The sequence below is a fragment of the Janthinobacterium sp. GW822-FHT07H10 genome, from assembly GCF_058798675.1.
Map to the genome: position 1 here is coordinate 181,331 of NZ_JBXAKS010000007.1, position 25,972 is coordinate 207,302.

The 25,972-nt window shown below is 63.8% G+C and carries 23 protein-coding genes and 1 riboswitch; of the genes, 10 read left to right on the forward strand and 13 right to left on the reverse strand.

Annotated elements, in window-relative coordinates:
- Positions 1-21: 21 nt before the first annotated feature.
- Positions 22-3,138 (reverse strand): EAL domain-containing protein, encoded by a 3,117-nt coding sequence (locus AC1RDJ_RS17460; RefSeq protein ID WP_071322896.1) that lies wholly within the window; start codon positions 3,136-3,138, stop codon positions 22-24.
- Positions 3,139-3,399: 261 nt separating this feature from the next.
- Between AC1RDJ_RS17460 and AC1RDJ_RS17465 the strand changes: the two genes are divergently transcribed.
- A complete protein-coding gene (locus AC1RDJ_RS17465) occupies positions 3,400-3,906 on the forward strand; it encodes a DUF1993 domain-containing protein (protein ID WP_071322895.1) in 507 nt (168 codons plus the stop codon).
- An 82-nt stretch (positions 3,907-3,988) separates the two neighbouring features.
- On the opposite strand, the gene AC1RDJ_RS17470 is transcribed toward AC1RDJ_RS17465, so the two are convergent.
- Together AC1RDJ_RS17470 and AC1RDJ_RS17475 are read right to left on the reverse strand one after the other, a co-directional pair.
- Positions 3,989-4,183 (reverse strand): DUF1289 domain-containing protein, encoded by a 195-nt coding sequence (locus tag AC1RDJ_RS17470; RefSeq protein ID WP_071322894.1) that lies wholly within the window; start codon positions 4,181-4,183, stop codon positions 3,989-3,991.
- Positions 4,183-4,761, reverse strand: a complete 579-nt coding sequence (locus AC1RDJ_RS17475) for a DUF1415 domain-containing protein (protein ID WP_442905898.1) — start codon at positions 4,759-4,761, stop codon at positions 4,183-4,185. The genes AC1RDJ_RS17470 and AC1RDJ_RS17475 overlap by 1 nt, the downstream gene beginning before the upstream one ends.
- A gap of 321 nt (positions 4,762-5,082) precedes the next feature.
- On the opposite strand from AC1RDJ_RS17475, the gene AC1RDJ_RS17480 reads away from it, so the two are divergent.
- The 3 genes from AC1RDJ_RS17480 (at position 5,083) to AC1RDJ_RS17490 (ending at position 9,302) form a co-directional block, all read left to right on the forward strand.
- Entirely contained in the window at positions 5,083-6,495 is a 1,413-nt protein-coding gene (locus AC1RDJ_RS17480; protein WP_493028251.1) for a transglycosylase SLT domain-containing protein, read from the forward strand.
- A gap of 112 nt (positions 6,496-6,607) precedes the next feature.
- Positions 6,608-7,396: an enoyl-ACP reductase FabI gene (fabI, locus tag AC1RDJ_RS17485; RefSeq protein WP_071322892.1), complete on the forward strand. Its 789-nt coding sequence runs from the start codon at positions 6,608-6,610 to the stop codon at positions 7,394-7,396.
- A 499-nt stretch (positions 7,397-7,895) separates the two neighbouring features.
- The gene (locus AC1RDJ_RS17490; protein WP_071322891.1) at positions 7,896-9,302 is read left to right on the forward strand and encodes a DEAD/DEAH box helicase; all 1,407 of its coding nucleotides are present in this window, start codon (positions 7,896-7,898) and stop codon (positions 9,300-9,302) included.
- A 101-nt stretch (positions 9,303-9,403) separates the two neighbouring features.
- On the opposite strand, the gene AC1RDJ_RS17495 is transcribed toward AC1RDJ_RS17490, so the two are convergent.
- The 4 genes from AC1RDJ_RS17495 to AC1RDJ_RS17510 form a co-directional block, all read right to left on the reverse strand.
- Entirely contained in the window at positions 9,404-9,862 is a 459-nt protein-coding gene (locus AC1RDJ_RS17495; RefSeq protein WP_071326331.1) for an acyl-CoA thioesterase, read from the reverse strand.
- An 86-nt stretch (positions 9,863-9,948) separates the two neighbouring features.
- The gene (locus tag AC1RDJ_RS17500) at positions 9,949-10,317 is read right to left on the reverse strand and encodes a hypothetical protein (protein ID WP_071322890.1); all 369 of its coding nucleotides are present in this window, start codon (positions 10,315-10,317) and stop codon (positions 9,949-9,951) included.
- 129 nt (positions 10,318-10,446) lie between these two features.
- Complete coding sequence (locus AC1RDJ_RS17505; RefSeq protein ID WP_156894731.1) at positions 10,447-10,584, reverse strand: hypothetical protein; 138 nt, start codon at positions 10,582-10,584, stop codon at positions 10,447-10,449.
- A 221-nt stretch (positions 10,585-10,805) separates the two neighbouring features.
- Positions 10,806-10,979, reverse strand: a complete 174-nt coding sequence (locus AC1RDJ_RS17510; protein ID WP_493028252.1) for a hypothetical protein — start codon at positions 10,977-10,979, stop codon at positions 10,806-10,808.
- Between the two features lie 166 nt (positions 10,980-11,145).
- On the opposite strand from AC1RDJ_RS17510, the gene AC1RDJ_RS17515 reads away from it, so the two are divergent.
- From AC1RDJ_RS17515 to AC1RDJ_RS17525, 3 genes are all read left to right on the forward strand, one after another.
- Entirely contained in the window at positions 11,146-12,378 is a 1,233-nt protein-coding gene (locus tag AC1RDJ_RS17515; RefSeq protein WP_493028253.1) for a nucleotide disphospho-sugar-binding domain-containing protein, read from the forward strand.
- A 187-nt stretch (positions 12,379-12,565) separates the two neighbouring features.
- A complete protein-coding gene (locus AC1RDJ_RS17520) occupies positions 12,566-13,549 on the forward strand; it encodes an EDSAP-1 family PEP-CTERM protein (RefSeq protein ID WP_493028254.1) in 984 nt (327 codons plus the stop codon).
- 141 nt (positions 13,550-13,690) lie between these two features.
- Positions 13,691-14,707: an EDSAP-1 family PEP-CTERM protein gene (locus tag AC1RDJ_RS17525; protein ID WP_493028255.1), complete on the forward strand. Its 1,017-nt coding sequence runs from the start codon at positions 13,691-13,693 to the stop codon at positions 14,705-14,707.
- A gap of 29 nt (positions 14,708-14,736) precedes the next feature.
- Here AC1RDJ_RS17525 and AC1RDJ_RS17530 read toward each other — a convergent pair whose 3' ends face one another.
- The 5 genes from AC1RDJ_RS17530 to AC1RDJ_RS17550 form a co-directional block, all read right to left on the reverse strand.
- Positions 14,737-15,837 carry a nitroreductase family protein gene (locus AC1RDJ_RS17530; RefSeq protein ID WP_493028256.1) on the reverse strand — a complete coding sequence of 367 codons (1,101 nt, stop codon included), beginning with the start codon at positions 15,835-15,837 and terminating at the stop codon, positions 14,737-14,739.
- Positions 15,838-16,707 carry a ThiF family adenylyltransferase gene (locus tag AC1RDJ_RS17535; protein ID WP_493028257.1) on the reverse strand — a complete coding sequence of 290 codons (870 nt, stop codon included), beginning with the start codon at positions 16,705-16,707 and terminating at the stop codon, positions 15,838-15,840.
- Between the two features lie 92 nt (positions 16,708-16,799).
- Positions 16,800-18,350: a methyl-accepting chemotaxis protein gene (locus AC1RDJ_RS17540; RefSeq protein ID WP_493028258.1), complete on the reverse strand. Its 1,551-nt coding sequence runs from the start codon at positions 18,348-18,350 to the stop codon at positions 16,800-16,802.
- A 150-nt stretch (positions 18,351-18,500) separates the two neighbouring features.
- Positions 18,501-18,698, reverse strand: a complete 198-nt coding sequence (locus AC1RDJ_RS17545) for a hypothetical protein (protein WP_010399555.1) — start codon at positions 18,696-18,698, stop codon at positions 18,501-18,503.
- Positions 18,699-18,794: 96 nt separating this feature from the next.
- The gene (locus AC1RDJ_RS17550) at positions 18,795-21,638 is read right to left on the reverse strand and encodes a M16 family metallopeptidase (protein ID WP_493028259.1); all 2,844 of its coding nucleotides are present in this window, start codon (positions 21,636-21,638) and stop codon (positions 18,795-18,797) included.
- Positions 21,639-21,823: 185 nt separating this feature from the next.
- Positions 21,824-21,974, forward strand: a riboswitch (FMN riboswitch).
- Between the two features lie 94 nt (positions 21,975-22,068).
- On the opposite strand from AC1RDJ_RS17550, the gene ribB reads away from it, so the two are divergent.
- A complete protein-coding gene (gene ribB, locus AC1RDJ_RS17555) occupies positions 22,069-22,716 on the forward strand; it encodes a 3,4-dihydroxy-2-butanone-4-phosphate synthase (RefSeq protein WP_071322882.1) in 648 nt (215 codons plus the stop codon).
- Positions 22,717-22,723: 7 nt separating this feature from the next.
- Here ribB and AC1RDJ_RS17560 read toward each other — a convergent pair whose 3' ends face one another.
- Positions 22,724-24,094 carry an MFS transporter gene (locus tag AC1RDJ_RS17560; RefSeq protein ID WP_493028260.1) on the reverse strand — a complete coding sequence of 457 codons (1,371 nt, stop codon included), beginning with the start codon at positions 24,092-24,094 and terminating at the stop codon, positions 22,724-22,726.
- 128 nt (positions 24,095-24,222) lie between these two features.
- Here AC1RDJ_RS17560 and AC1RDJ_RS17565 point away from each other — a divergent pair, with 128 nt between their 5' ends.
- Positions 24,223-25,089: a LysR family transcriptional regulator gene (locus AC1RDJ_RS17565; RefSeq protein ID WP_071322881.1), complete on the forward strand. Its 867-nt coding sequence runs from the start codon at positions 24,223-24,225 to the stop codon at positions 25,087-25,089.
- Between the two features lie 56 nt (positions 25,090-25,145).
- Positions 25,146-25,961 carry an MlaE family ABC transporter permease gene (locus tag AC1RDJ_RS17570; RefSeq protein WP_071326329.1) on the forward strand — a complete coding sequence of 272 codons (816 nt, stop codon included), beginning with the start codon at positions 25,146-25,148 and terminating at the stop codon, positions 25,959-25,961.
- Positions 25,962-25,972 lie beyond the last annotated feature (11 nt).

The following is a 25,972-nucleotide window of genomic DNA, read 5'->3' on the forward strand; positions in this document are numbered from 1 at the left end:
GATCTCTCTCTATCGAATTAGTTAATCATCACGCCAGCGCTCCAGCATATCCTGTGCCAGCACCGGGCGGCTATAAAAATAACCTTGCGCCAGCTTGCAGCCGTGGCGCAGCAGGAACGCCGCCTGCTCTTCCGTCTCCACGCCTTCGGCGATCACGGACAACTGCATGCTCTTGCCCAGCTGGATGATGGCGATGGCGATGGCTTCGTCGTTCACGTCCGTCGAGATATCCTTGATGAAGGAGCGGTCGATCTTCAGGGTTTGCACGGGCAGCTGTTTCAAGTACGCCAGCGAGGAATAGCCGGTGCCGAAATCGTCGATGGCCAGGCCCACGCCGATGGCGTGCAAGTCGTTGATGAAGCCCAGCGCGTCGCCCGTGTTCATGATCACGGATTCCGTCACTTCCAGCTGCAGCCGCTGCGGCTCGAGGCCCGTTTCCTTGAGGATATCGGCGACCATGCCGGCGATGCTGCCCCGCTCGAACTGTTTTACCGACAGGTTCACGGCCATCTTCGGCACGCGCAAGCCCTGCGCCTGCCAGCGCATCATCTGGCGGCACGCCTCGTCGAGCACCCATTTGCCCAGCTGGTTGATGAAGCCGCTGTCCTCGGCCAGCGGAATGAAGCGGGCCGGCGGCACCAGGCCCAGCTCCGGATGGTTCCAGCGCACCAGCGCTTCGACGCCGACCAGGCGGCCCGTGTCGATTTCCACCTGCGGCTGGTAATTGAGGAACATCTCGTTCTTGTCGAGCGAGCGGCGCAAGAAGGTTTCCAGGCGCAGGCGCTCGACGCCCTCGCCCGTCATCGACGGCGCATAGAAGCGGTAGCCGTTGCGCCCGCGCGCCTTGGCCTGGTACATGGCGACGTCGGCGTTACGGATCAGCATGTTCAAGTCCAGCGCATCGTCCGGATACAGGCTGATGCCCACGCTGCAGGTGACGAACAATTCGTGGCCGGCCACCGTGAACGGCTGCTCGAACATGGTCATCAGCTTTTCCGCCACCTGCGTGGCGCCATATTCGCCATCTATGCGTTCGAGCAACACGATGAATTCGTCGCCGCCCAGGCGCGCCAGCGTATCGCCTTCGCGCAGGCGTTTCGACAGCTGGCCGGCCACCTTTTGCAGCAATTCGTCGCCCACATGGTGGCCCAGGGTGTCATTGACATTCTTGAAGCGGTCCAGGTCGATGAACAGGATGGCCAGCTGCTCCTGGTCGCGCGCGGCGCGCAGCAGCGCGTGCTGCAGGCGGTCGTGGAACAGCAGGCGGTTCGGCAGCGCCGTCAGCGGGTCGTGGTGCGCCATGTGGTCGAGCTTTTCCTGCGACTCCTTGATCAGGGTGATGTCGCTGAACACGCCCACGTAATGGGTGGTGGCCGCGCGCGTGTCGCGCACGGCGCTGATGGTCAGCCATTCCAGGTACACCTCGCCGTTCTTGCGCTGGTGCCAGATTTCGCCGCGCCAGAAACCGCTGGCCTTCAGCTCGCTCCACATGGCTTCGTAAAAGCCCGCGTCGTGGCGCGCCGAGCGGTTCAGCGACGAGTGCCGGCCCAGCGCCTCGGCTTCGCTGTAACCGGTGATCTGCGTGAAGGCGGGATTGACGGTGACGATGATGCCGCTGGCATCGACCACCATCACGCCGTCGGCGATGTGCTCGAGCACGGTGGCCGACAGGCGCAGCTTTTCCTCCGCCTCCTTGCGCGCCGTGATGTCGGCATACACCCAGATGCTGCCTTCCGTCGGGCGCAGCGGGTCGAGCGCGCAGCCGCTCACCAGCGCCCAGAACAGGCTGCCGTCGCGGCGCTGGTACTGGCGCTCCTCGCTGAAGTCGCCGCCGGCCGCCAGCGCCGGGTACTGGCGCTCGCCCGCCTCCTCGAAGTCGTAGGTGGTGGCGAACACGATGGCCGTCGAATTGCCCGTCATTTGACCGGCATCATAGCCAAACAGCTCCTCGCAGCGGCGGTTGACGGAGATGATGCGGCGGTGGCGCACGAACATCACGCCGAACATCACGTTATCGAGAATGGCGCTCTGCTCCGTCAGCAGGGCCTCGATGCGCATCTCGTGGTGCTTGCGCTGGCTGATGTCGGCGATGATGCCGTCAACCCAGGTCACGCCCGGCTCGCCCGCCTGCGGCTGGCCATTCTCGGCCACCCAGCGCTCGGTGCCGTAGGCGTCGACGATGCGGTATTCGAGCGCATACGGCTGGCCTTCGGCGATGGCCTGCCTGACGGCGCGGCGGTGTTCGCGGCGGTCTTCCGGACAGATCAGGTCGGCCCAGGCATGCGTGCTGCCGCGCATGAACTGGCGCGCCGAATAGCCGGCGATTTCCTCGATGGCGTCGCTGACGAAGTCGATGGGGCCGTCGGGACGGTAGCGGAAGACGGCGCCCGGCACCTGCGTGACGATGGTGCGGAAACGCTCCTCCCGCTGGCCCACGTCCTCGAACAGCTGGCGGATGGCCGCGCGCATCTGCTCGAGCTGGGCCATCAGGCGTCCCAGCTCGTCATTGCTGCCCGACGCCAGGCGCGTGTCGAAATCGCCATGCGACAGGCGGTCGGAAAAACGCATCAGGCGGCGCAGCGGCTTCAGCAGCCGGCGGTTCAGGAACAGCACGATCAGCGCCATCGAGATGGCCAGCTGCGCGCCGAGCACGAAAATATACGACATCTGCTTTTCGCGCAGTTCCTGCTGGCTGCGCGCATCGTCCATCTCGACCACCACGTGACCGATGCGCTCGCCGCGCACGAGGATATCGCGCTCGGCCCGGTACAGATTGCCGACGGGGCGCTGCGGCGCCTGCAGGCGGATGAATTCCGTATCGCCCTGCCCCACCACCTTCACCAGCAGCACGGCGCGGTCGCGCATCACCGACTCGACCAGCGAGTGGGCCGATTCCGCGTTCATGTTCCACAGGGACTCCTGCATGCCCAGCGCGAGGATGTCGGCATTGCGCTGCAGCGCCTCGTTCAGGCTGGTGCGCGCCGACTGGCGCTCGTGCACGCCCACCAGCAGGTAGCTGCCGATGATGGCGGGCAGCACGAGGCCGCCAAACACCACCAGCAGCAGGGCGCCATAGATCGACGAGCCGTACAGGGCGCTCAGGCTGGAACGCAGGCGTTGATAGGGAGAATTAGACATGCAGGAACAGGGCAACAGGGATCAGGCGAGCGATCATCGAACTTTACAGGGGAGCGTGGGTGATAGGGCGGGAAGAAACTTTTTCAGAAGCAATTATGCATGGAAAAAGCGGGAAAAGTCACCAATAAACACACGCAGGCAGTGACGTCATGCCATATAGACAGGACTGAAAAACCACACGCCGGCCAGCGCGCAGAGCGGGCGCCAGCAGAAAAGCGCGCGGCTTGCTATCATCGCGCCACTTCACCTAGAGGAACCACCATGACCTTCTCCATCTATTCCGCATCGATTCCCGTCTTCAAACAGATCCTGGGCAGCCTGGCCGCCATCCTCGACAAGGCGGAAACGCACGCGCAAGACAAGAAAATCGACCCGAACGCCCTGCTGCAATTCCGTTTGTTCCCGGACATGCTGCCGTTCGTGCGCCAGATCCAGATCGCCACCGACTTTGCCAAGGGCTGCGGCGCGCGCCTGGCCGGCGTGGCCGTGCCGCCGTATGAAGACAGCGAACAGAGTTTTGCGGAACTGAAGGCGCGCATCGTGAAAACCATCGCCTTCCTGGAAAGCCTGCCGCAAGCGGACATCGACGGCAGCGAAACGCGTGCCATCACCACCGGCAGCGGCGAAAAGACCAAGCATTTCACGGGCCAGACATATCTGTTCCACTACGCGCTGCCGCACTTCTTCTTCCACGCGACGACGGCGTACGACATCCTGCGCCACAATGGCATCGAAGTCGGCAAGAAAGACTTCATCGGCAGTTTCTGAGACGCCCAAGCAAATCGTCGCGAGCGGCGACGATTTGCTCAAGCGCCGACGCAATAGGGATACTTCCCTGTTGCGTCGCTGTTCAAGTATTCCGGCGCGGATAGCCTTGCGCCAGGATGCGCACCCACACCACTTCCTTCTCTTCATCCGTCATCGACACCCAGTGGGCCACTTCCACCACGCTGCGGCCGCAGCCGCGGCAGATTTCATCGAACGTCGTCGAGCACACGGCCACGCACGGCGTGTCGGGGCGGAGCGGCAAGTCCTTGTCGGCCATCAGGACACCTTCGGCAAGCCGAGTTGCTCCCAGCCTTCGATGCCCAGCTTTTCCAGGGTGGCGATATTCTTGTCGAAAATCTCGGACGCTTCCGGGAAGGCCTCGACGGCCCGCTCGATGCTGTCTTCGCGCAGCAGGTGCAGGGTCGGATACGGCGAGCGGTTGGTGTAGTTGCTGATATCGTCCTCGAACGTTTCCGCGAACTGGTAGTGCGGGTGGAAACTGGCCACCTGCAGCTCGCCAGCCAGGTGCATGTCTTCCACGGCCGCATCGGCCACGTCGAGGAATTCGTTGTAGTCGAGGAAATCGTTGAGCGTGTACGGGTGGATCAGCAGGGTCGTGTCGATCTGCTCGGGGTCCGTGTCGGCCAGGATTTGCAGCTCGTCCATCAGCAGCGCCAGCAAGTCTTCCGGATTTTCCGACTCGCACACCACGTAGCGGATCTGTTTCTTGACGTGCACGGCCTTGGCGAACGGGCACAGGTTCAGGCCGATCACGGCCTTTTCCAGCCAGGCGACGGTATTGGCGATGATGACGGCGTTGTCGTCGTCGTGGCGCGGCGGGGTGTTCATATGCATGACTCTCTATCAATAAGGCGGCCGGCGGCTGAATGGCCGGCCAAAGCCAAATTGTACGCACTTTTGCGCAGCCTCATACCCGGCGCCGTCCAGGCTTGCGCCGTGCCCCTGCCCATGTATGCTATAACAGCGGCCGAATCACGCAAATGGCAAATTAAATTTGCAATAATTGCATTATTAGCGAATGGAAACTTAGCTATTTCCCCGTATGTGCTGTCATCATGCTGACATAATTCTTGACTCCGGCATGGGGATATACGTACACTCGCTGCTTAATCATGGGTCTGTCCGATGTTTCTCCGACGACAACAATGGAACACTATGCACGAAAACTCCTTTAAATCTACCGTCCTGGCGGCGTTGGCCCTGGCGCTTGCGCCCGCCCTCAGCCAGGCGTACGAAGCCGGTGTTGAGAGCGATAACGCGCCAGTCGCCGCCACCACACCCGCCCTGATCCCGATGACCGCCCAGGTCACGGCGAAACTCCCCACCCTCGACAACCGCCTGCAAAAGACCGACCGCCTGCTGAAAAACCTCAGCGACAGTTCCGATCCGCTGCGCGAAGCCGACGTCTGGGGCCGCATCCGCAGCGGCTATGCGATTCCCGACATTAACAACCAGCTGGTGGCCAACCACGTCAACTGGTATGCCACGCGCCCCGACTACATCGCCCGCACGACGGCGCGCGCCTCACGCTACATCTTCCACGTGGTGCAGGAACTGGAAAAGCGCGGCATGCCGACGGAACTGGCCTTGCTGCCGTTTATCGAATCCGCCTTCAACCCGCAGGCGTTCTCGAGCGCCAATGCGGCCGGCATGTGGCAATTCGTGCCCGCCACCGGACGCGACTTCAACCTCAAGCAAAACATGTTCAAGGACGAGCGCCGCGGCGTACTGGCCTCGACCGATGCGGCCCTGACCTACCTGCAGCGCCTGTATGACATGTTTGGCGACTGGCAGCTGGCCCTGGCCGCCTATAACTGGGGTGAAGGCTCGGTGCAGCGCGCCATCAAGAAAAACCAGGCGCTGGGCAAGCCCACCGACTTCGAAAGCCTGGCCGACCTGATGCCGGCCGAAACGCGCAACTACGTGCCCAAGCTGCAGGCGGTGAAAAACATCATCGCCAATCCGGCCCAGTTCGGCCTGACCCTGCCCGTCGTCGACAACCAGCCGTACTTCACGGCCATCGACAAGACCAGCGACATCGACATCACCGTGGCCGCCCAGCTGGCCGAGCTGTCGATGGATGAATTCAAGGCCTTGAATCCGCAATTTAACCGCCCCGTCATCATCGGCGGCGAAAAGACCAAGATTCTGTTGCCGCAGGAAAACGCCGCCAAGTTCACCACCAACCTGGCGCAATGGGGCCACGCCTTGTCGAGCTGGACCACGCACAAGATCACCAATGCGCGCGAACGCATCGAAACCCTGGCATCGAAATTCGGCACCACGGCCGACGTCCTGCGCCAGGCCAACAACATTCCCCAGCGCACCCGCCTGCGCGCCGGCTCCACCATCCTCGTGCCGAAAACCTCGGCCACGATGAACAAGGACATCACGCAGGAAATCGCCGACAGCGCCACCATGCTGCTGGAAGCGGACCGTCCGGAACGCGCCGCCAAGGCCGTGCGCCGCGTCACCAAGGGCGGCAAGGTGCAGGCAGCGCCAATTTCACTGGTGAAACCGCGCATCCAGCGCGGTGGCGGCAATAGCCGAGCAAAAGCGCGCCACTAAGCTGCGCTACGCCTGATTCGTACTGGAAACACGCCACCGGCCGCCACAGCTTAGCTGTCGCGGCCGGTTGTACATCCGCCCTACCCGCCCACCCACCGAGACAGGAGTCGTCATGGCTTTCTTGCAAGGCAAAAAAATTCTTATCACGGGCCTGCTGTCGAATCGCTCGATTGCCTATGGCATCGCCAAGGCTTGCCACCGCGAAGGCGCCACCCTGGCCTTCACCTATGTGGGCGAACGCTTCAAGGAGCGCATCACGGAATTTGCGGCCGAATTCGGCAGCGAACTGGTGTTCGACTGCGACGTGTCCAGCGACGAGCAGATCAGCGCCGTCTTCGGCGACCTGGCGCAGCACTGGGAACAATTGGACGGTCTGGTGCACGCCATCGGCTTCGCCCCGCGCGAAGCGATCGCCGGCGACTTCCTCGACGGCCTGTCGCGCGACAGTTTCCGCATCGCGCACGACATTTCCGCCTACAGCTTCCCCGCCATGGCCAAGGCCGCCCTGCCGCTGCTGCATCCGGGCGCCTCGGTATTGACGCTGACATACCTGGGCGCCGTGCGCGCCGTGCCCTACTACAACACCATGGGCCTGGCCAAGGCGTCGCTGGAAGCGTCCGTGCGCTACCTGGCCGAATCGCTGGGTCCGCGCGGCATCCGCGCCAACGGCATCTCGGCCGGCCCCATCAAGACCCTGGCCGCGACCGGCATCAAGGACTTCAGCAAGCTGCTGGGCTTTGTCGCCGAGCACGCCCCGCTGCGCCGCAACGTCACCATCGAGGAAGTCGGCAATACGGCCGCTTTCCTGCTGTCCGACCTGGCCTCGGGCATCACGGGCGAGATTACCTACGTCGATGGCGGCTTTTCGCAAGTGATGGCGGTCAATCCGGAAGTGGAGTGATGCGGCAGGGGCGGACAGGCCTGGCCGGCCCGGCGCCAGCCGCGCGCCCCATCAGGCCGGACCGGAAGGGGCATGGCGAGGTCGGTCCCGCCAGCGTCGCGGCCCTGTGCCGCCCACCCGCCGAAAAACTACGTATTTCTACTGATTTCACATAGGAAACATGCGAAAAACGTGGTAGGACTCGCGCTTCTTCCCATTTAGGCAGTGCAAAACGGCGGCAAATACGGTATAGTGTCGTTGTGCGCTGCAATATGTTCCCTTGAAGCGATGGCAACACCGCAGTTATATGCACTACAAACTTAGCAGCTTCGCAAGCCTTAGCGCATCCACAGGATGCCGCTTATAAAGCCCTCCCGCCTTGTGTGTCGCACCTGACACCGTCCCGGCGCAAAGCTTTTGTGCCGAAATTTCTTTCTAGTTGAGTCATTTCGTTTTGGTTGGCGTTGCTATTTTGCGTTCTGCTTTTTGCAAGAACGCTGATTTTCACGAAAGAAAAAGAATGACATTTGAATCCTTAGGCCTGCATCCGTCCATCCTCGCCGCTCTGACCGAATCGGGCTACACCGCGCCAACCGCGGTACAGTCGCAAGCGATTCCAGCCGCGATCGAAGGCCGTGACCTGCTGGTCTCGTCGCAGACCGGTTCGGGCAAGACCGCGGCATTCATGCTGCCGTCGCTGCACAAACTGGCCAGCGCCGAACAAAGCGCCGCCGGCAAGACGCCAAACCAGGAAATGCAAGCATCGCGCGCCCGCGGCGAGCGTCCACGCTTCAAGGCTGCCCAGCCAAAAATGCTGGTGCTGACCCCGACCCGCGAACTGGCCCTGCAAGTGACGACCAATACCGACAAGTACAGCACCGGCATCCGCCGCATCAAGGCTGTGTCGATCCTGGGCGGCATGCCTTATCCTAAACAGATGCAATTGCTGGCCAAGAATCCCGAGATTCTGGTCGCCACTCCTGGCCGTTTGATCGACCACATGGATTCGGGCAAGATCGACTTCTCGCAACTGGAAATCCTGGTGCTGGACGAAGCCGACCGCATGCTGGACATGGGTTTCATCGACGACATCGAAAAGATCGTCGAAGCGACGCCGGAAGGCCGTCAAACCATGCTGTTCTCGGCCACGCTCGATGGCGTCGTCGGCAACATGGCGCGCCGCATCACGAAAAACCCGCTGGTCATCCAGGTGGCAAGCTCGAGCAACAAGCATGAAAACATCACCCAGCGCGTGCACTTCGTCGACGACCTGTCGCACAAGAATCGCCTGCTGGACCACCTGCTGCGCGACGAAACGCTGGACCAGGCTGTTGTGTTTACCGCCACCAAGCGTGACGCCGACACCATCGCCGACCGTCTGAACATCGCCGGTTTCTCGGCTGCCGCCTTGCACGGCGACATGCATCAGGGCGCGCGCAACCGCACCCTGGACGGCATGCGCCGCGGCCAGGTCAAGGTGCTGGTTGCCACCGACGTTGCCGCCCGCGGTATCGACGTGCCAACGATCACCCACGTGTTCAACTACGACCTGCCGAAGTTCCCGGAAGACTACGTCCACCGCATCGGCCGTACCGGCCGCGCTGGCCGCAATGGCCTGGCCATCTCGCTGGTGAACCACGCTGAAGGCATGAACGTCAAGCGCATCGAACGCTTCACCAAGCAATTGATCCCGGTCAATGTCATCGAAGGTTTCGAGCCAAAGAAAACGGCGTCGGCACCACGTTCGAGCGCCCGTCCAGGCGGCTGGAAACCAGGCGACAACCGCGGCGGCGCAAAACCAGGCCAACGCACGTTCAGCAAGCCGGGCGCACCACGTAAAGACGGCGCACCAAGCACCGGCGGCGGCTACAAGGGTTCCAACCCGCGCAGCACCGACGGCGCACGCCGCAGCTACGGCGACCGTTAATCACGGCGCCATGCCGCCACCCGGCGGCAGGCAATAAAAAACGGCCACCAGATCGCTCTGGTGGCCGTTTTTGCATCTGCAACAGCTTGATGCTGCGATGCCTATTTCTTCGACACCTTCTGGCGCGACAGCTTGCGCAGCTTGGCCTGCTCGAAGCGCACCTGCTGCTCCGGCGTCTCCAGCGCCAGCGGCGGCACGGCCACGGGCTTGCGGTTGGCGTCCACGGCCACCATGGTGAAATAGCAGCTGTTGGCATGGCGCACCAGGCGCTGCTGGATATTTTCCGTCACCACGCGGATACCCACTTCCATCGAAGTCGTGCCCGTGTAATTGATCGAGGCGAGGAAGGTCACCAGCTCGCCCACGTGGATCGGTTGCAAGAACATCACCTGGTCCACCGACAAGGTCACCACGTAGCTGCCCGAATAGCGGCTGGCGCAGGCGTAGGCAACGCTGTCGAGGTATTTCAGGATGGTGCCGCCGTGCACGTTGCCGGAAAAGTTGGCCATATCGGGCGTCATCAGGACCGTCATCGTCAATTCATGGGCCGACCAGTTCATCGCGCTGTCCAAAGTGTTCTCCAAAGGGGATGGTTGTCAATAGGTGGTGGGATGCGAAAACCGGCCGCAGGGGCCGGTTGTGAGCCTTACAGGCCCAGGGTGTCGATGTCGGCCAGCGAGTCGCGGCCCTTGTCGGAAATGTCGTGGCCCTCGCCCTCGGCGCGCGCCACGATGTGGGCTTTCTTGCCCAGGAAATAGGCCACGTCCGTGTCCAGCTTGGTCAGCGGGTCGACGGCCACGGCGCGCAAGCCCATGATGCAGCGACGCAGGAACAGCAGTTGTTGCGCCTTCTCGGTGATGGACAGGCGGCCATCGCGCGCATAGCTGAGCAGCTTCAGGCCGGACAGGCGCTTGGCATTGCGGGCAACGCAAGCGCTCGGGCGCTCGGTCTTGATGCCGCGTGCAACTTGCTCCAGCGCGTCATATTCATCGGTCGTTAATTTCTCGTTCTTCATTACTTTTCCATAAAAGGCCAGGTGTTCGGCCCCCATGGTACGCGCCCCGCTGCGCATCGGCAACAGGCAACGTGAATCTGCCACCGCCCGCGCAGCGAACGGATGGCTGAAACACGGGCTGACTGACGCTTATTTGTAGGTGCGCAGCAGCAACCACGCCAGGCCACAACCGGCCACGGCGCCTGCCACCGCGAGCGCCATCAGGTTCTTGCCGGTGATCGCGGGCCGCCTGCCCAAGTAAATTTTGTTATGCAAGGAATTGCCCATGATGGTCTCCTGTACAAGAATTTTTATGATGTCTCATTATAAGAACAGAATCGTGACGGCCGCATGACACACAGCAGTTAGCACGCATTTTGTATCCACTCGGCAACATTTATTGGCTTTTTTGTTGTTTAAATGGCGTGGCGATACCGCCGCGTGCGCATTCCATTTCCGACTGGAAATAAAGGGCGTGGCGGCAGGTGCGGCGGCATGCCGCCTGTCGCTCACCCCATCTTGACGGGTGGCGCTGGCGGCGTCGGCTCCTCGACCGGCACGGGATCGATGTGCGGCGGCGGCTCCGGCGGCGGCGTAAGCGGATCGCCTTCGGGCGGCGGCGGCATATCGGGTTCTGGCGTGCTGTGCGCGCGCCGCGGAATATCGCGGGATAGTGGGTGCATGGCGGACCTCCTTTACGCTCACTCTAGCCGATGACGGGAAAGCCTGGCGCCCAGCAGCCACGCCTGGCCACGCGCGGCGGGAACCAAACGCCGGTTCGCCACTCCAACCTTGCAGGCATCCGGCAGGCAAAGCTGCATCACGGGAGACGACGCAAGAGCCCATCCAATGACGCGCACAAAAATTCTTTTCATGGCCGAGGCAGTGACCCTGGCCCATATCGGCCGCCCACTGAGCCTGGCGCAAGGCTTGGACGAGGATGCGTACGATGTGCACTTTGCCTGCGCGGACGGTTATGACTTCTGCTTTAGGCAAGCCGCGTTGCGGCGCTGGCGCATCGACAGCATACCCTCACAGCAATTTCTGCAGGCGCTGGCCAAAGGCAAGCCCGTCTATACAGAAAGCACGCTGCTGCAATACGTGGCAGACGATCTGCGCCTGCTCAACACCGTGCAGCCCGACCTCGTCATCGGCGACTTTCGCCTGTCGCTGTCCGTCAGTGCGCGCCTGCAGCGCATTCCCTACATGACCGTCAGCAATGCCTACTGGAGTCCCCACGTGCGCCAGCATTACACGGTGCCCAGCCTGCCCCTCACCAGCGTGCTGCCCATCTGGCTGGCCAATCCCCTGTTCCGCCTGATCCGCCCGCTGGCCTTCGCCTCGCACGCCGTGCCCCTGAACCGCGTGCGCCGCCAGCACGGCCTGCCATCGCTGGGCAGCGACCTGCGCCGCACCTATACGGATGCCGACCGCACCTTGTACGCGGACATCCCGCAACTGTTTGCGCCGCAGGCCATGCCGCCCACGCACGACTACCTGGGCGCCGTCATCTGGGCCCCGCCGCTCGAGCTGCCGGACTGGTGGCAGCGCGCGGAGCTGAGCAGTGGACGCCCCATCATCTACGTCACCCTGGGCAGTTCCGGCCAGGGCCAGCTGCTGCCGCGCGTGCTGCGCGCGCTGGCGCCCCTGCCCGTCACCGTGCTGGCGGCCACGGCCGGCACCATCCGCGTCGATGCCGTGCCGCCCAACGCCTTTGTCGCCCCCTTCCTGCCCGGCGATGCGGCCGCCCGCCGCGCCAGCCTGGTCATTTGCAACGGCGGCAGCCCCACCAGCCAGCAGGCGCTGACGGCGGGCGTGCCCGTGATCGGCATCGCCGGCAATCTCGACCAGTTCCTGAACATGCATGGCATCGTCGGCGCCGGCGCCGGCCTGCTGCTGCGCGCCGACCGCTTCCAGGAAACGGCCTTGCGCCATGCGGCCACGCGGATGCTGGACGATGCCCAGGCCAGGCTGGCGGCGCGGCAACTGGCGGCCGCCTTCCAGGCTTGCCCGCCGGGGCCGCGCCTGCTGGCCAACATCCGGGCCCTGCTGGCCCCGGCTCCCCACGGCGGCCAGCCCTGACGGCCGCCGTCGGCTTTTCTTACAGCGCCTGCGCCAACACCTGCACCACGTCAACAAAAGCCGGCCAAGCCATTGATTTTAAAAGAATCTCATGCATTGGCATGGAAGTCGCTTAGTACTGGCCATGAGCACCTGCCGACAGGGCTCAGGCAAGACTTCCCCAACCACATGATGTGAGGTGATCCAAATGAAATTTTCCCAACTGAAACTGCTCCCGGCCGCGGCGGCACTGGCCATGCTGTGCGCCGCCGGTAGCGCCCAGGCGGGCGGCTACGGCTACTCCTACAACAACATCTTCGGCCTGCAGATCGCCGCCGCCACGGGCTCGATCACGGCCCTGAACAGCACCACCATCTCGCGCAGCACGGCCACCCTGAATGGCGTGAGCGTCATCCAGGGCGGTCCCGGCACACTCGATTCGCCGCGCGCCACGGTCGGCGCCGTCACCAAGGGCGAGAACGACTTCACGCAGCAAGGCCCGTCGGGCAACTATTCGCGCGGCGATGCGCAAATCGTCAGCACGCAATTCCCCTCGTTCCCGCCCGGCTCCACTTCCACGCAAGCCGTCAACGTGGCCGAAGTCCACCTGGACGACCCCTCCGGAACGGCCGACGCTTCCGGGCGCAACGGCTCGACCACGGGTTTCTCGGTCAACTTCGTCGTCGGCTCGCCAACGGCAACCCTGAGCTTTGACTTCCTGTCCTCGCCCTTCATGCAGGTCTTCTTGCAAAACAATGTCGGCCCCCTGTCCACGGCGACGGCCAACCTGGTGGTCACCTTCACCATCACCGACTCGACTGGCGCGACGGTCTTCAACTGGACACCCGACGGCGTGGTCGGCTCGGGCATCTCGGGCGGCACGGAATCGGCCGACGATGCCAACCTGAACACCAGCCTGGCGACCAACTTCCTGACGCGCGGCAATCTGTTCACCTATGACCCCACCGGCTGCGGCACACCCACGGGCACGGGCGTAGGCACGGGCTGCGGCGGCAACTTCAGCGCCGTCAGCAATGCCTTAAGCGCCGGCAACTACACGCTGACCCTGAACGCGGTGGAAAGCGTGGACCTCGTGAAACAGCAAGCGGCACCGGAACCGGGCACCTTGGCCCTGCTGGGCCTGGGCCTGGCTGGATTGGGCTATGCCAGCCGCCGCAAGGTCAGCGCCTGAAGCAGCTAACAGGGGGACTCACAGGCGAGGGTAGTCTCCTCGCCTTTTTTATGCGGCAAGCCTGTCGGTTTTCCTTACAGCCTGGCGCCGCCTGCACAGCCGCCGCCATGCCGCCGTCCGAGCAGGAGATGAGGATTTTTCATGAGCATTTTTTCTTGTAACCGCCTTCCCGCGGCGCTGCTGGCCATGCTGCTGCTGGCGGCTAGCGACGCAGCCCACGCCGCGGCATATGGCTATGCGTACACGAGCGTCTTTGGCCTGGTGATCAGCAATCCCACGGGTTCCACCACCTTGCTGAGCAACATCGACCTGTCGCGCACTACGGCCACCCTGAATGGCAGCAGCGTCATCCACGGCGGCAGCAACGAGATTGACGCACCGCAAGCGGCGCGCGGCGCCGTCAGCAAAGGGCAAAACGATTTCACGCAGCAAGGCATGGGCAACGCCTCGTATGCGCGCGGCGATGCGCAGATCGTCACGTCGCAGATCCCGCCCTTTCCACCGGGGTCGACAAGCACGCATACGGTCAATGCGGCGGAAACCTTCCTGACGGGCAGCGGCAACGCCGACGCGTCGGGGCGCAATGGCTCCACCACGGCCATGGCCGTCAACTTCGTCGTCGGCGAACCGGGCGCGACCTTGGCCTTCAACTTCCAGGCCCTGCCCTTCATGCAACTGTACCTGGATGCCCTGGCCGGCACGGGATCGGCCGCCAGCACGAATATGGCGCTCACCTTCAGCATCATCGACGGCAATGGCCAGATCGTCTTCAACTGGGCGCCCGACGGCAGCCTCGGCTCGGGCATCCTCGGCGGCACCGAACTGGCCGACGATGCCAGCCTGAATACGGGCTACGCCCAGGCGCCGCTGACCAGCGGCAACGTGTTCACCTACGATCCGACCGGCTGCGGCACGCCCACCGGCACGGGCATCGGCACCAGCTGCGGCGGCCAGTTTGGCGCCGTCACGGATCTGCTGGCGGCAGGCAGCTACACGCTGGTATTGAACATGCTCAACAGTTCCGAACTGGCGTATGTGCGCCACGCCACGCCGATGCCGCTACCAGGCACCCTGCCCTTGCTGGCTGCAGGCCTGGCCGCGCTGGCCGCCGTCGCCGGCGCGACTGGCGCAACCGGCTTGGGCAGGCGCCGGCGCTGACGGGCGCCGCCGGCATGGACGGCGCCGCCTCATGGCGCCGTGGCCGGTGTCACGAGCAGCTCGGACAGCGGACGGCGCAGGGAACGCGCGCGGGCAGCCGGCCCGGCGCCGATGCGGCACAGGAAGACGGCCCGATCGAACGCCGCCGCGCCCAGCACGGACTGGCATTGTCCCGCCAGTTCCTGCGCCAGCTCCTGCATGCCCTCGGTGCGCGAAAAAGCCCGCCGTTCCCGCACATAGCGGGAAAAAATCAGCGGCGTCAGTTCCGGCTGCAATTGCAGGCCCAGCTGCGTGGCCGTCAGCCAGAAGCGCTGCATGGCGCGGCCGGCCGCCACGTAATCATCGATATGGCGCGGCGGCGCATCGGCCAGCAGCACGCCATGCGCGGCGCAATACAGGCCGGGCAGCAAGTCCATCTGCAGCCGGGGCGCCAGCGTGCCCGCCAGCCAGGTATTGAAGAAATCCACGCGGCGCCAGCTTTGCATGATCCAGCGCATCAGCCGCGCCGTCACCGGGTCGACGCCGAGCGCCTGGTCCGGGATGCGGTCGTTGCTGAAGCGCGCGCCCCACTCGATCACGTCGCGGTGCACCCTGTGCGCCTCGGGCATGGTCAGGCGCAGCTTCGCATTGTCGAACATCAGGCGCGCGCAGGCCAGGCGCGCACGCCAGCCTTCATGCCACTGCACGCCATAGCCGGGCGGCAGGCTGGCCGCCAGCGCGGCCTTTTCGCTGGCGCGCAGGCGGCGCGTGCCGAGCCGGCGCCGCTGCACGCTGCGGCGTGGCAAGAAGGCCGCCAGCGGATCGGGCAGCATGCCGGGACTGTCGAGCAGGTGCACGTCAAACGTGGGCAGGGTATCGGGCATGGACAGGCGCCGGCGCGCCTCCATGCGCAAGCCGTGGCTGCTGGCCGCCAGCGCCAGGCTTTCCAGCAAGGCGCCCAGCGACAGCTGGCTGGGATGGCCGTCGAGGTCATACACGCAATGGCTGCGCGTATCGAAGCCATGCACGACGACGTGCCGGGGCGCGACGATCTCGAAGCGCCATGGCTGCGTATTGTCGCCGCGGGGCGCCCAGCGGGCCTGGTCGAGGATGTTTTCCAGGATGGTATCGAGCTGCGGTGCCGGCGCCATCTAGCCTCCCCGCGCCGCGCGGCGCCGCTTGATGATGGCCATCGTCAGCCGTTGCAAGGGATGGCGGTTGCCGCCCGGACGCCAGGTATGCACGAGCTTGTTGCGGTAGGCATCGAAATGCATGCCGTGCGGCGCCGCCACCACCTTGCCGCGCTTCAACAAGATCTTCAGCGCCTCGGTGGCGGCGGCGCCCGCGCACAGCTGGCAACCCATGATGGTCGATGGCCCGCGCCGCTCCTTCAGGTTGATGGCGGACGGGTCGAGCAGATAGGGAGCATGCAGGCCGGCCGGCGCCAGGCCGACGAGGAAACGCAGGGCTTTTTCTTCCTCGGGCAAGTCGCCCCAGCCAAAATACTGCTCGAACGTCATCTTGCCCGGCATGAAGCTGAGCACGGCCGTGCCCATGCCCAGCGGCGCGGCCGTGATGGCGGGGATGCCCAGGCGCGCGCACATGGCGAAGGTGGCTTGCCGCGCGGGGAAGGCGAAGAAATCCAGGCCATCCACGTACAGGTCGACGCCGGCGAAGAACTCCGCCAGGTTGCTCTCATGGACGCCATCGGGAAATGACTTGATGTCCAGTTCGGGGTTGATATCACGCGCCATCTGCGCCAGCACGGCCACCTTGGGCTGGCCCAGGGTGGACACCATGGCGCCGGCCTGGCGGTTGAAATTGGCGATGTCGAAAGTGTCGAAATCGGCGATGTGGAAGGCGCCGATGCCCAGCCGCGCCAGGGTCAGCAAATGCACGCCGCCCACGCCCCCCATGCCGGCGATGGCCACGCGCTTGCCGCGCAGGCTGTCCTGCTCCGCCTGCGTGACCCAGCCCAGGTTGCGGGCGAACGCCGCGTGATAGGAAAAACCGTCTGTCATGCTCACCTCTGCTCTACGTCCATTGCGGACCAAGAATTTTGGACAGGCGAGCAATCAAAAAGTTCCCTTGACTGAGGGGAAAGCTGCCGCCCTTACCGGATCCGGCGCGGCGCCGCTGTCGCCGTTCCCACCTTGAACACGCTGACGATCTGCGCCAGCCCGGCCGCCTGCTCGTTCATCGCCTGCGCCGCCGCCGACGCCTGTTCCACCAGCGCCGAGTTTTGCTGCGTCATGTTATCCATCTCGACGATGGCCTGGTTGATCTGTTCGATGCCGGCGCTCTGTTCGGCGCTGGCCGAGGAAATCTCGGCCACGATATCGGTCACATGCTGCACGCTGGAAACGACTTTTTCCATCGTCTCGCCGGCCAGCGCCACCAGTTTTTCGCCGGCGCCCACTTGCTCGGCGGAACTGTCGATCAATTGCTTGATCTCCTTGGCAGCGGCGGCCGAGCGTTGCGCCAGGTTGCGCACCTCTGTCGCCACGACGGCGAAACCACGGCCCTGCTCGCCCGCGCGGGCCGCTTCCACGGCCGCGTTCAAGGCCAGGATATTCGTCTGGAAGGCGATGCCGTCGATGACGGCGATGATGTCGCCGATCTTCTTCGACGAGGCATTGATGGCGCCCATGGTATCGACCACCTGGCCCACCACGCCGCCGGCCTGCGTCGCCACTTGCGAGGCAGAAATGGCCAGCTGGTTGGCCTGGCGCGCGTTGTCCGCATTCTGGCGCACGGTCGACGTCATCTCTTCCATCGTCGACGCCGTTTCTTCCAGCGATCCCGCCTGCTGCTCCGTGCGCGCCGACAAGTCGTGGTTGCCCGAAGCGATCTCGCCGGACGCCGTGGAAATGGCGTCCGCATCGTTGCGTACCTGGCTCACCAGGTGTGCCAGGTTATCGCGCATGGCCTTGATCGCCATCAACAGGCTGGACGTATCGCCAGGGCGCGTCTCGATATGCGTGGTCAGGTCCCCCTTGGCGATTTGCGCGACGATGGCCGCTGCGTAGTCGGGTTCGCCACCGAGCTGGCCCAGGATGCGGCGCAGCATCAGCGCCGCCAAACCGCCCACCACCAGCATCAGCGCGCCACCGATGGCCAGCAGCACGCCCGCCTGGGCCCAGAACTTGTGGTTGATGTCATCGATATACGTGCCCGTGCCGACCAGCCAGTCCCACGGCGCAAATTTCACCACCGCATACATCTTCGCCACCGGATCCTTGACGCCGGGGCGCGTGCCGTCGGCCTGCACGAAGCCGATGCGGCTGTTTGCCAGCGCCGCGCGATAACGGTCGCCCGACTGCTTCATATTCTTTTGCGGCGTGCCGATGCGCGACGCATTCGGATGCACGTACAGCAAGTCCGTGCTGAAATCGCGCACGAAATAATACATCTCGTCCTTGACGAAGCTGCCGATGGCCAGCTTGGCCTGCTGCTGCGCCTGCTCACGCGTGAGCTTGCCCGACTGTTCCAGCGCATACGCCTTTTCCACCGAAGCATTGGCCAGCTCGACCAGCACCGTCAATTGCTCGACGCGCTCGGCCATCATGGTCTGGCGCAGCGAATACAGGGAAAAGGAAGCGATGAGGACGATGCCCAGCAAGGTACTAAAGCACAACAGGAGAATGCGCGAACGGAGAGTCATGGGAGCCTGGAAAAATAATATACAAAAAATGCGCTATGCGTGAAAACGCCTTGAAGTTGCCTTATGGAAATCTTTTCAGAAAAGCAAAACGGGCGGCGCTACCGGGCTGTGCCCGGCAGGCACCGCCCGCTGTGAGTGTGAAGCTGAAGGTCAGGCCAAGGCTTCCTTGGCTGCCTCTTCCGGCGTCAAGCCGTCATAGAACTGGTCGGTAAACCACTCGACCTGTTCTTCGATATGATCTTGCGCCTGTGCCACGGTAGCGCCGCCGGCGACGAGGAAGCCTTCGACCTCGATGCACCAGTTGATCAGTTCCAGGGTTTCCGGATCGAGTTCTTCTTTCTTCGCCATCGTGCATTCCTTACTTGTTAAATTGCAATATCACATCAATAAGCAGCAGTTTAACAGCTTCGTCGCCCTGCCGCCCCTGCACGTCAACAATGAAGATTACTTCGATGCAATATTTTTACGTTCCGGATACAGCACCACCTGCACATAATTACGCATGTCCAGGTAGCGCTGCGCTGCCTGCTTCACGGCTTGCGGCGTGATGGCGCGCACGCGCTGCTCGAAGCGCAGGATTTGCGCGGGATCGCGTCCCTGCGTCACCGAGCCCATCAACTGGTTCATCCAGTAGCGGTTTTCGCGCAGCGATTTCTGCTGGCGCGTGATCCAGTTCAGCTTGACCTTTTCCAGGTCGGACGCGGATGGCCCGTCCGTCTTCATCTTGCTGATCTCGGCAAACGCGGCGGCGATCACCTTGTCGACGTTTTCCGGCCCCGTCGGCAAGCTCAGCGCCACCGAATAGTGGCCGTACGGATGCTGGCCCATCGTCGTTTCAAAGCCGCCGCCATAGATCATGCCCATCTTTTCGCGCAGCACTTCGATGACTTTCAGGTTCAGCACCTCGCCCAGCGCCTGCAAGGTCAGCTTTTGCTCATCCGAATACGCCACGTCGCCATTGAAGGTGATCGAGATATTGCTTTTCGGCTCGCTCCCCATATAGACATCCTTCTTGACCACCCCGGCCACGGGGCGCAAGCCGACGTCGCGGTAGGCATGCGGCAGCTCGGCCACGGGCAAGGTGCCCAGGTAGCTGGCGATCAGCGGCTTGATCTTGTCGACCTCGAAGCTGCCGGTGAAGATGAAGGTCATGTCGCGCGCGCTGGAAAAACGCTGGCGGAAAATCTCCAGCGACCGCTCCAGGCCCACACGATCGAAATCCTCGGCGCGCGGCACGCCTTCCACGCGGGGGCCGTCGCCAAACATGGCATGCTGGATGGCGTCGTAGAACACGGCTTCCGGCTGCGCCATGCTGTTCTTCGCCAGGTCCTGCTGCTTGCCGATGAAGGACTGGTACAGGCCGTCATCCTTGCGGACGTCGTGGAAATACAGGTACACCAGCTGCAGCATGACTTCCACGTCGGCGCTGCTGGACGAGCCGCCAAAGCCTTCGCTCAGCTCGCCCAGCGAGGCGCCCACGTTAACCGTTTTGCCGGCCAGCACTTTTTGCAGGTCCAGCGGCGCCAGGTCCTTCAAGCCCATGCTGCCGACGACGGCGCTGGCGTAACGGGCGTTGTAGATATCGGCGTCGCCGAACAGCGACTGGCCGCCGAAACGCGTCGACCCCATCAGCACCTGGTCATTCTTGAAGTCCGTCGGTTTCAGCAGCACGCGCACGCCGTTGCCCAGTTTGAGTTCCGTCACGCCGATGGCGCTGTTGAGCGTTTCGCTGACGATGCTGCCGCCGGCCGGCGGACCTGCCATCAGTTCGCTGGCGAGGACTTTTTCCGTGCGCGGCTCAACCTTTTGCTGCTCGGCACTGGCGACCGCATCGAGCAATTGCTGCTGCGTCGGTACGGCGGACGCCGTATCGCCCGCCTTCGGCTCGACACCCATGTAGACCACCAGTTTCTTTTGCTGGTCGGGGATTACCTTGGCCACCGTCTCGTTGATTTCCTGCAAGGTCACTTGCGGCAAGAGTTCCCGTGCATACAGCAGCTCGTTGGCGATGCCGGGGATGGCTTCCTGTTCGAGGAAGTTGCGCGAATACTCGGCCACGAAACCGGCCGAATCGGACTTGTCGCGCTCGTTGTAGGCCCGTTCGTAGTTGCGCAACATGTCCTTGCGCGCGCGGTCCAGCTCATCCTGGCTGAAACCGAAACGGCGCGCCCGTTCATCTTCTTGCACCAGCGCATCGATGGCCGGCTGCACGCCGCCCTTGCCCAGCAAGGCATACGCGCTGAACGATTCATAGCCGCGCACCAGCTTGCCCATGCTGCTGCCGCCCTGGATGAAGGGCGGATTGGCCTGCTGCGACAATTCCTGCATGCGCGCACTGAGCATCTGGCCGTACAGGTTTTCGATCATCTGGCGCCGGTAGTCGGCAATGGTGACGGGTTCCTGCGCGGCGCGGATCGGGTAGCGGATGAAGACGGAATTGTCGGCCGCCTCCTTGTCCGTGATCACCAGCGCTTCCGTCTGCGAGCGCTGCGGCACTTCCGCATACACGCGCGGACGCGGTTTCGCGGGATTTTTCAGCTTGCCGAAATGCGCGCGTATCATCGCTTCGGCCTGCTTCGGCTCGACGTCGCCCACCACCATCACGGCCATCAGGTCGGGACGGTACCAGTCCTGGTAGAAACGCTTGATGGCTTCCGGCTTGAAGGTCTTCAGCACGGATTCCTTGCCGATCGGCATGCGTTCCGCATAGCGCGAACCGTTCAGCAATTTCGGATACAGCACCTTGTTCATGCGGTCGCTGGCGCCCTTGCCCAGGCGCGCCTCTTCCAGCACGATGCCGCGCTCGCTGTTGATGTCGGCCGGATTGAACTTCAAGCCATGCGCCCAGTCTTCGAGCACGAGGAAACCCTTTTCCAGGTTGCCTTTCCTGTTCGTCGGGATCGGCAACACGTACACCGTTTCATCAAAGCTCGTGTAGGCATTCAGGTCGGCGCCGAATTTCACGCCGATCGATTGCAGGTAAGAAATCAGTTCATTGCGCTTGAAATGCGTGGAACCGTTGAAAGCCATGTGTTCCGTGAAATGCGCCAGCCCTTGCTGGTCGTCGTCTTCCAGGATGGAGCCGGCCTTCACCACGAGGCGCAGCTCGACTTTCTGTGCCGGACGGGCATTTTTCTTGATGTAGTAGGTCAAGCCATTCGGCAATGTACCTACGGTAACTTCTGGTGCCAGCGGCAAGGGGTCGCTCAAACGGATTTCAGCCTGGGCCATGCAGGCGCATGCCAGCAGGACGGCGCCCGAAATCAGGCGTAATTTACTCAGCTTCATGTAGTGCCTTGCGTAAGATTCAGTAAGCATACCTTACACCGAAATCGACTTTCCGCGATTAAAAACAGCTTAGGGGAAACGACTTTCCCAAGGGAACTTTGTCGAATAACAAACTCGACTGTGCCCTGCCAGGTTTTTTCAATTGTGCTACAGTATTGCCGCCGGTCATGTGGACCGGCACAACAATACGTCTTCGGGGCGGGGTGCGATTCCCCACCGGCGGTAAGACCGGCAACGGTCAAGCCCGCGAGCGCCTGTCAAATTCCTTTTGGCAGGGTCAGCAGATCTAGTGCAAACCTAGAGCCGACGGTATAGTCCGGATGAAAGAAGATGTGCAGTAGTGTGATGTCCCATCGCCACGGCGATGCGGCCAGTTGCGTCTATTCGCTTGCCCTGCAGCGTTTTTCGCCTATGCGAGGAGCGTTTCACCATGTTAGTCAACAGCTATACCCTGCTTTCCAACGACCTCGAAGGTCGCATCCAGTCCGCCCTGGCCGCCATGCGCGCCGGCATCCCCGTCATCCTGCTCGACGATTTCGACCGTGAAAATGAAGCCGACCTGATCCTGTCGGCGGAAAAACTGACGAATGAAACCATGGCCCTGCTGATCCGCGAATGCAGCGGCATCGTCTGCCTGTGCCTGCCGACGGACGTCGTCAGCGCGCTGGAATTGCCGCCCATGTCGTCCGACAACGGCAGCCGCTACGGCACGCCGTTTACCGTCTCCATCGAGGCGCGCGACGGCGTCACGACGGGCGTGTCGGCCGCCGACAGGGTCACCACCATCCGCGCCGCCATCGCCAAGGACGCCAAGCCGGCCGACCTGGTGCGTCCGGGCCACGTCTTCCCCCTGCGCGCCGCGCCCGGTGGCGTGCTCGAGCGTCGTGGTCACACGGAGGGTTCCGTCGACCTGTCGCGCATGGCGGGCCTGAACCCGGCCGCCGTGCTGTGCGAGCTGATGAATCCGGACGGCACCATGATGCGCGGCGACGATATCGAACGCTTTGCCGAACTGCATGGCATGCCCATCCTCACCATCGAGGAACTGGTCGAGTGGCGCAGCACGCGCGAGCAGTAAGCTCGCCTCAGGCCGCCACGGCCTGCGGCACGTGCACGTGGCGGTGGACGAGGGCCGCCGCCAGGCCATACGCGGCGGCAATCGTCGCGTAGGCCAGCGGCAGGCGCAGCGACCAGTCGGGCACCATGTGCAGGATGCTGCCGATCAGGGCCACGCCCACCAGGGCGCCGATCTGCCGGTTCGCATTCAGGGCCGCCGCCGCGCTGTTCGCATGCTGCTTGCCGGCCACCCGCATCACGGTGGCCGTCATGGCGGGAATGGCGATGCCGATGGCCACGTTCATGACGGCCGTGCCCAGCGCCAGCAGCGCAAACGGCGTGCCGGGGCGCAAGGCCATCAACAGCAGCGCCATGACGGCGCCCACCAGCAAACCGAACAGCATCGGCAGGCGCGTGCCATGCCGCGCCGCAATACTCCCAGCCATGAAATTGCCCACCGTGTAGGCTGCCATCATGGGCAGCAGGCGCAGGCCCGACTGCAAGGCGTCGGCGCCGCCCGCTTGCTGCAGGAACAGGCTCAATAAAAACAGCTGGCCGAAGACGCAAAAGTTAATCAAAAATCCCACGCCATTGGCCGCGCCGAAGCTGCTGCTGTGAAACAGTGCGCGCGGCAGCAGCGGATGGCTGCCGCTGCGCTCGCGCCGCAGTAATTGCCAGGCGGACAATACCGTCCATGCCCCTGCCGCCAGCACGCCCGGCGACAGCCAGCCCAGCACGGGACCTTCGATCAGCACGAAACTCAGGCCCGCCAGCGCCGCCACGCCCAGCGCATGGCTGAACAGCGACAGGTCGCGCGGCTGGCGGGCCGGCGCGGCCAGCAGCACCTGCGCCATGACGATGGCCAGCACGCCCAGCGGCACGTTCACCCAGAAGACGCTGCGCCAGCCGAACTGGTGCACGAGGATGCCGCCGATCAGGGGACCGGACGCGCCCGCCACGCCCACCAGCGCCGACCAGGCACCGAGCATGCGCGTGCGTTCGCGCTCGTCGTCGAAGCTGTGCGTCAGCAGGCTGAGCGAGCTGGGCATGAACAGGGCCGCGCCCGCCCCTTGCAGCAGGCGCGCCGCCGTGAGGAAATGGCCGTCGGGCGCGGCGCCGCACAGGATCGAGCCGAGGATGAAGACGCCGAGTCCGCCCTGGTACACGGCTTTGGGGCCATAGCAGTCGGCCAGCGCGCCGCCGGCCAGCAGCAGCGCGGCAAACGTCAGGGTGTAGCCGTCGACCACCCAGACCAGGCCCGTCAGCGGAATGGCCAGGTCGCGCGCGATATCGGACAGCGCCACGTTGACGGCCGTGACGTCGATCATGGCCATGACGAAGCCGAACGCCAGGGTCAGCAGGATCAAGCCGTTGGCACGGCGCGGTGGAATGGCAGACATGGTTTTTCCTTGCAGGGACGGCGGGGCAGCCATTGTAGGAGCGTTGCACAATGCAGTAAACAGGCATAAAATCGGCGCTATGATGCAAAAATGCATCAACAAAAAAGACGTCAGCATGGAGGAAACGCATGGACTGGGATAACGCGCGCATTTTTCTGGCCATCGGCCGGGCCGGCACCCTGCGCGGCGCGGCCGCCCTGCTGTGCATCGACCAGGCCACGTGCGGGCGCCGCCTGGCCGCGCTGGAGGCATCGCTGGGCGCCACCCTGTTCCTGCGCACGCCGTCCGGCTATGTACCCACGCCGGCCGGCGAATTGGCGCTCTCGGCCGCCGAGGCGATGGAGCGGGCGGCCGACAAATTGCAGAGGGAAATGCTGGGCGTCGACAACCGCCTGTCCGGCCTCGTGCGCGTGGCCACCACGGATACCATGGCCAGCCATTTCGTCATCCGCGCCATGCAGCGGCTGCATGCGGCCCACCCGGACATCCGCATCGTGCTCAACGTGGCGCCGGCGCTGGCCAGCCTGACGCGACGCGAGGCGGACCTGGCCGTGCGCGGCGTGCGCCCCACCGACCCGGACCTGATCTCGCGCCACCTCGTCAAGCGCAGCCTGGGCCTGTACGCGTCGCCCGCCTACCTGGCCGAACGGGGCGAACCCGTGCGCGGCACGGCGCTGGCCGGCCACGACATCGTCATCTACCACCATACCGTGACGCCGCGCCACGCGGAGAAGATCGCCGGCGAGCCCGTCGCCAACGCCAGGGTGGCCATGGAAGTGAATTCGGCCATGATGCTGCAGCAAGCGGCGCGCGCGGGCCTGGGCGTGGCCGAGCTGGCCACCCACCTGGGCGATATCGATCCATTGCTCGTGCGCATCTGGCCAGAGCGGGCCGAACCGTATGACGTGTGGCTCGTCATGCATGCCGACCTGAACCGCTCTGCCAGGGTGCGGGCGGCGGCCGACGCCATCATCGCCAGCGTGGCCGACAAATAGACGCCGCGCGCACGCCAGCCGTGCCTGCCGGGCCGGGCTGATGTTAAGATGCCATGATGACCGTTTCCGTCTCCCTCATCATCGGCCTGCGCCGCCTGCACCGGGCCACCATTGCCTGGCTGGGCAGCTGGTGGCGCCTCGTGCATTTCGCCATCCTCGTGTTTTCGCTGGCCCTGTCGCCGTCGAGCTACAACCGCGCCAACCGCCCCATCCTCGCGCACCGCCTGGTGACGAACACGGCGCCCAACCTGGTGTGGTTCAGCGTCGCCTGCGCGCTGGTCAGCCTGGTGCTGATCCGCATCGTCGTCGTCAGCGCGCAAAGCTACGGCCTGTCGCGCTATGCGCTGGAAATGGTGGTGCGCGTGCTGGTGCTGGAACTGATACCGCTGACGGCCGCCCTGTTCGTCGCGCTGCGCCTGACCTTGCCCGATGGTATTGCGTTTGCGCAAATGCGCTCGACCGGCGTGCTCGACACCATGCAGCGCCAGGGCGTCGACCTGCTGCGCCGCGAATACTTTCCGCGCGTCATGTCCGGCATCTTCGCCGTGTGGATGCTGGCCATCGTCAGCTGCGTCACCTCGCTGGTGCTCGCCTACCTCACCATCTATGGCTTCACGCCGTGGGCGCTGCAGGGCTACACGCGCGTCGTGGGACAGATCTTCAACCCGGCCGTGGCCCTGATCCTCATGCTGAAGGTGGTCTTCTTCAGCTTTGCCGTGGCACTGATTCCGCTTGCCTCCTCGTACTACCCGGAAGACCCGCGCAGCCGGCGCGGGCGCATGTGGGCCGCGCACGGCCTGTCCGAAATGCTGCGCCTGTTTTCCGTCATCCTGCTGATCGAAGTGGCCTCGCTGATGGGCAATTACTATTGATGCCCGCCAGC

Excerpts from the sequence above, each read along its gene's own strand:
- AC1RDJ_RS17460 (WP_071322896.1), bottom strand. The coding sequence starts at position 3,138 with ATGTCTAATTCTCCCTATCAACGCCTGCGTTCCAGCCTGAGCGCCCTG.
- AC1RDJ_RS17465 (WP_071322895.1), top strand. The coding sequence starts at position 3,400 with ATGACCTTCTCCATCTATTCCGCATCGATTCCCGTCTTCAAACAGATC.
- AC1RDJ_RS17470 (WP_071322894.1), bottom strand. The coding sequence starts at position 4,183 with ATGGCCGACAAGGACTTGCCGCTCCGCCCCGACACGCCGTGCGTGGCC.
- AC1RDJ_RS17475 (WP_442905898.1), bottom strand. The coding sequence starts at position 4,761 with ATGCATATGAACACCCCGCCGCGCCACGACGACGACAACGCCGTCATC.
- AC1RDJ_RS17480 (WP_493028251.1), top strand. The coding sequence starts at position 5,083 with ATGCACGAAAACTCCTTTAAATCTACCGTCCTGGCGGCGTTGGCCCTG.
- fabI (WP_071322892.1), top strand. The coding sequence starts at position 6,608 with ATGGCTTTCTTGCAAGGCAAAAAAATTCTTATCACGGGCCTGCTGTCG.
- AC1RDJ_RS17490 (WP_071322891.1), top strand. The coding sequence starts at position 7,896 with ATGACATTTGAATCCTTAGGCCTGCATCCGTCCATCCTCGCCGCTCTG.
- AC1RDJ_RS17495 (WP_071326331.1), bottom strand. The coding sequence starts at position 9,862 with ATGAACTGGTCGGCCCATGAATTGACGATGACGGTCCTGATGACGCCC.
- AC1RDJ_RS17500 (WP_071322890.1), bottom strand. The coding sequence starts at position 10,317 with ATGAAGAACGAGAAATTAACGACCGATGAATATGACGCGCTGGAGCAA.
- AC1RDJ_RS17505 (WP_156894731.1), bottom strand. The coding sequence starts at position 10,584 with ATGGGCAATTCCTTGCATAACAAAATTTACTTGGGCAGGCGGCCCGCG.
- AC1RDJ_RS17510 (WP_493028252.1), bottom strand. The coding sequence starts at position 10,979 with ATGCACCCACTATCCCGCGATATTCCGCGGCGCGCGCACAGCACGCCA.
- AC1RDJ_RS17515 (WP_493028253.1), top strand. The coding sequence starts at position 11,146 with ATGACGCGCACAAAAATTCTTTTCATGGCCGAGGCAGTGACCCTGGCC.
- AC1RDJ_RS17520 (WP_493028254.1), top strand. The coding sequence starts at position 12,566 with ATGAAATTTTCCCAACTGAAACTGCTCCCGGCCGCGGCGGCACTGGCC.
- AC1RDJ_RS17525 (WP_493028255.1), top strand. The coding sequence starts at position 13,691 with ATGAGCATTTTTTCTTGTAACCGCCTTCCCGCGGCGCTGCTGGCCATG.
- AC1RDJ_RS17530 (WP_493028256.1), bottom strand. The coding sequence starts at position 15,837 with ATGGCGCCGGCACCGCAGCTCGATACCATCCTGGAAAACATCCTCGAC.
- AC1RDJ_RS17535 (WP_493028257.1), bottom strand. The coding sequence starts at position 16,707 with ATGACAGACGGTTTTTCCTATCACGCGGCGTTCGCCCGCAACCTGGGC.
- AC1RDJ_RS17540 (WP_493028258.1), bottom strand. The coding sequence starts at position 18,350 with ATGACTCTCCGTTCGCGCATTCTCCTGTTGTGCTTTAGTACCTTGCTG.
- AC1RDJ_RS17545 (WP_010399555.1), bottom strand. The coding sequence starts at position 18,698 with ATGGCGAAGAAAGAAGAACTCGATCCGGAAACCCTGGAACTGATCAAC.
- AC1RDJ_RS17550 (WP_493028259.1), bottom strand. The coding sequence starts at position 21,638 with ATGAAGCTGAGTAAATTACGCCTGATTTCGGGCGCCGTCCTGCTGGCA.
- ribB (WP_071322882.1), top strand. The coding sequence starts at position 22,069 with ATGTTAGTCAACAGCTATACCCTGCTTTCCAACGACCTCGAAGGTCGC.
- AC1RDJ_RS17560 (WP_493028260.1), bottom strand. The coding sequence starts at position 24,094 with ATGTCTGCCATTCCACCGCGCCGTGCCAACGGCTTGATCCTGCTGACC.
- AC1RDJ_RS17565 (WP_071322881.1), top strand. The coding sequence starts at position 24,223 with ATGGACTGGGATAACGCGCGCATTTTTCTGGCCATCGGCCGGGCCGGC.
- AC1RDJ_RS17570 (WP_071326329.1), top strand. The coding sequence starts at position 25,146 with ATGACCGTTTCCGTCTCCCTCATCATCGGCCTGCGCCGCCTGCACCGG.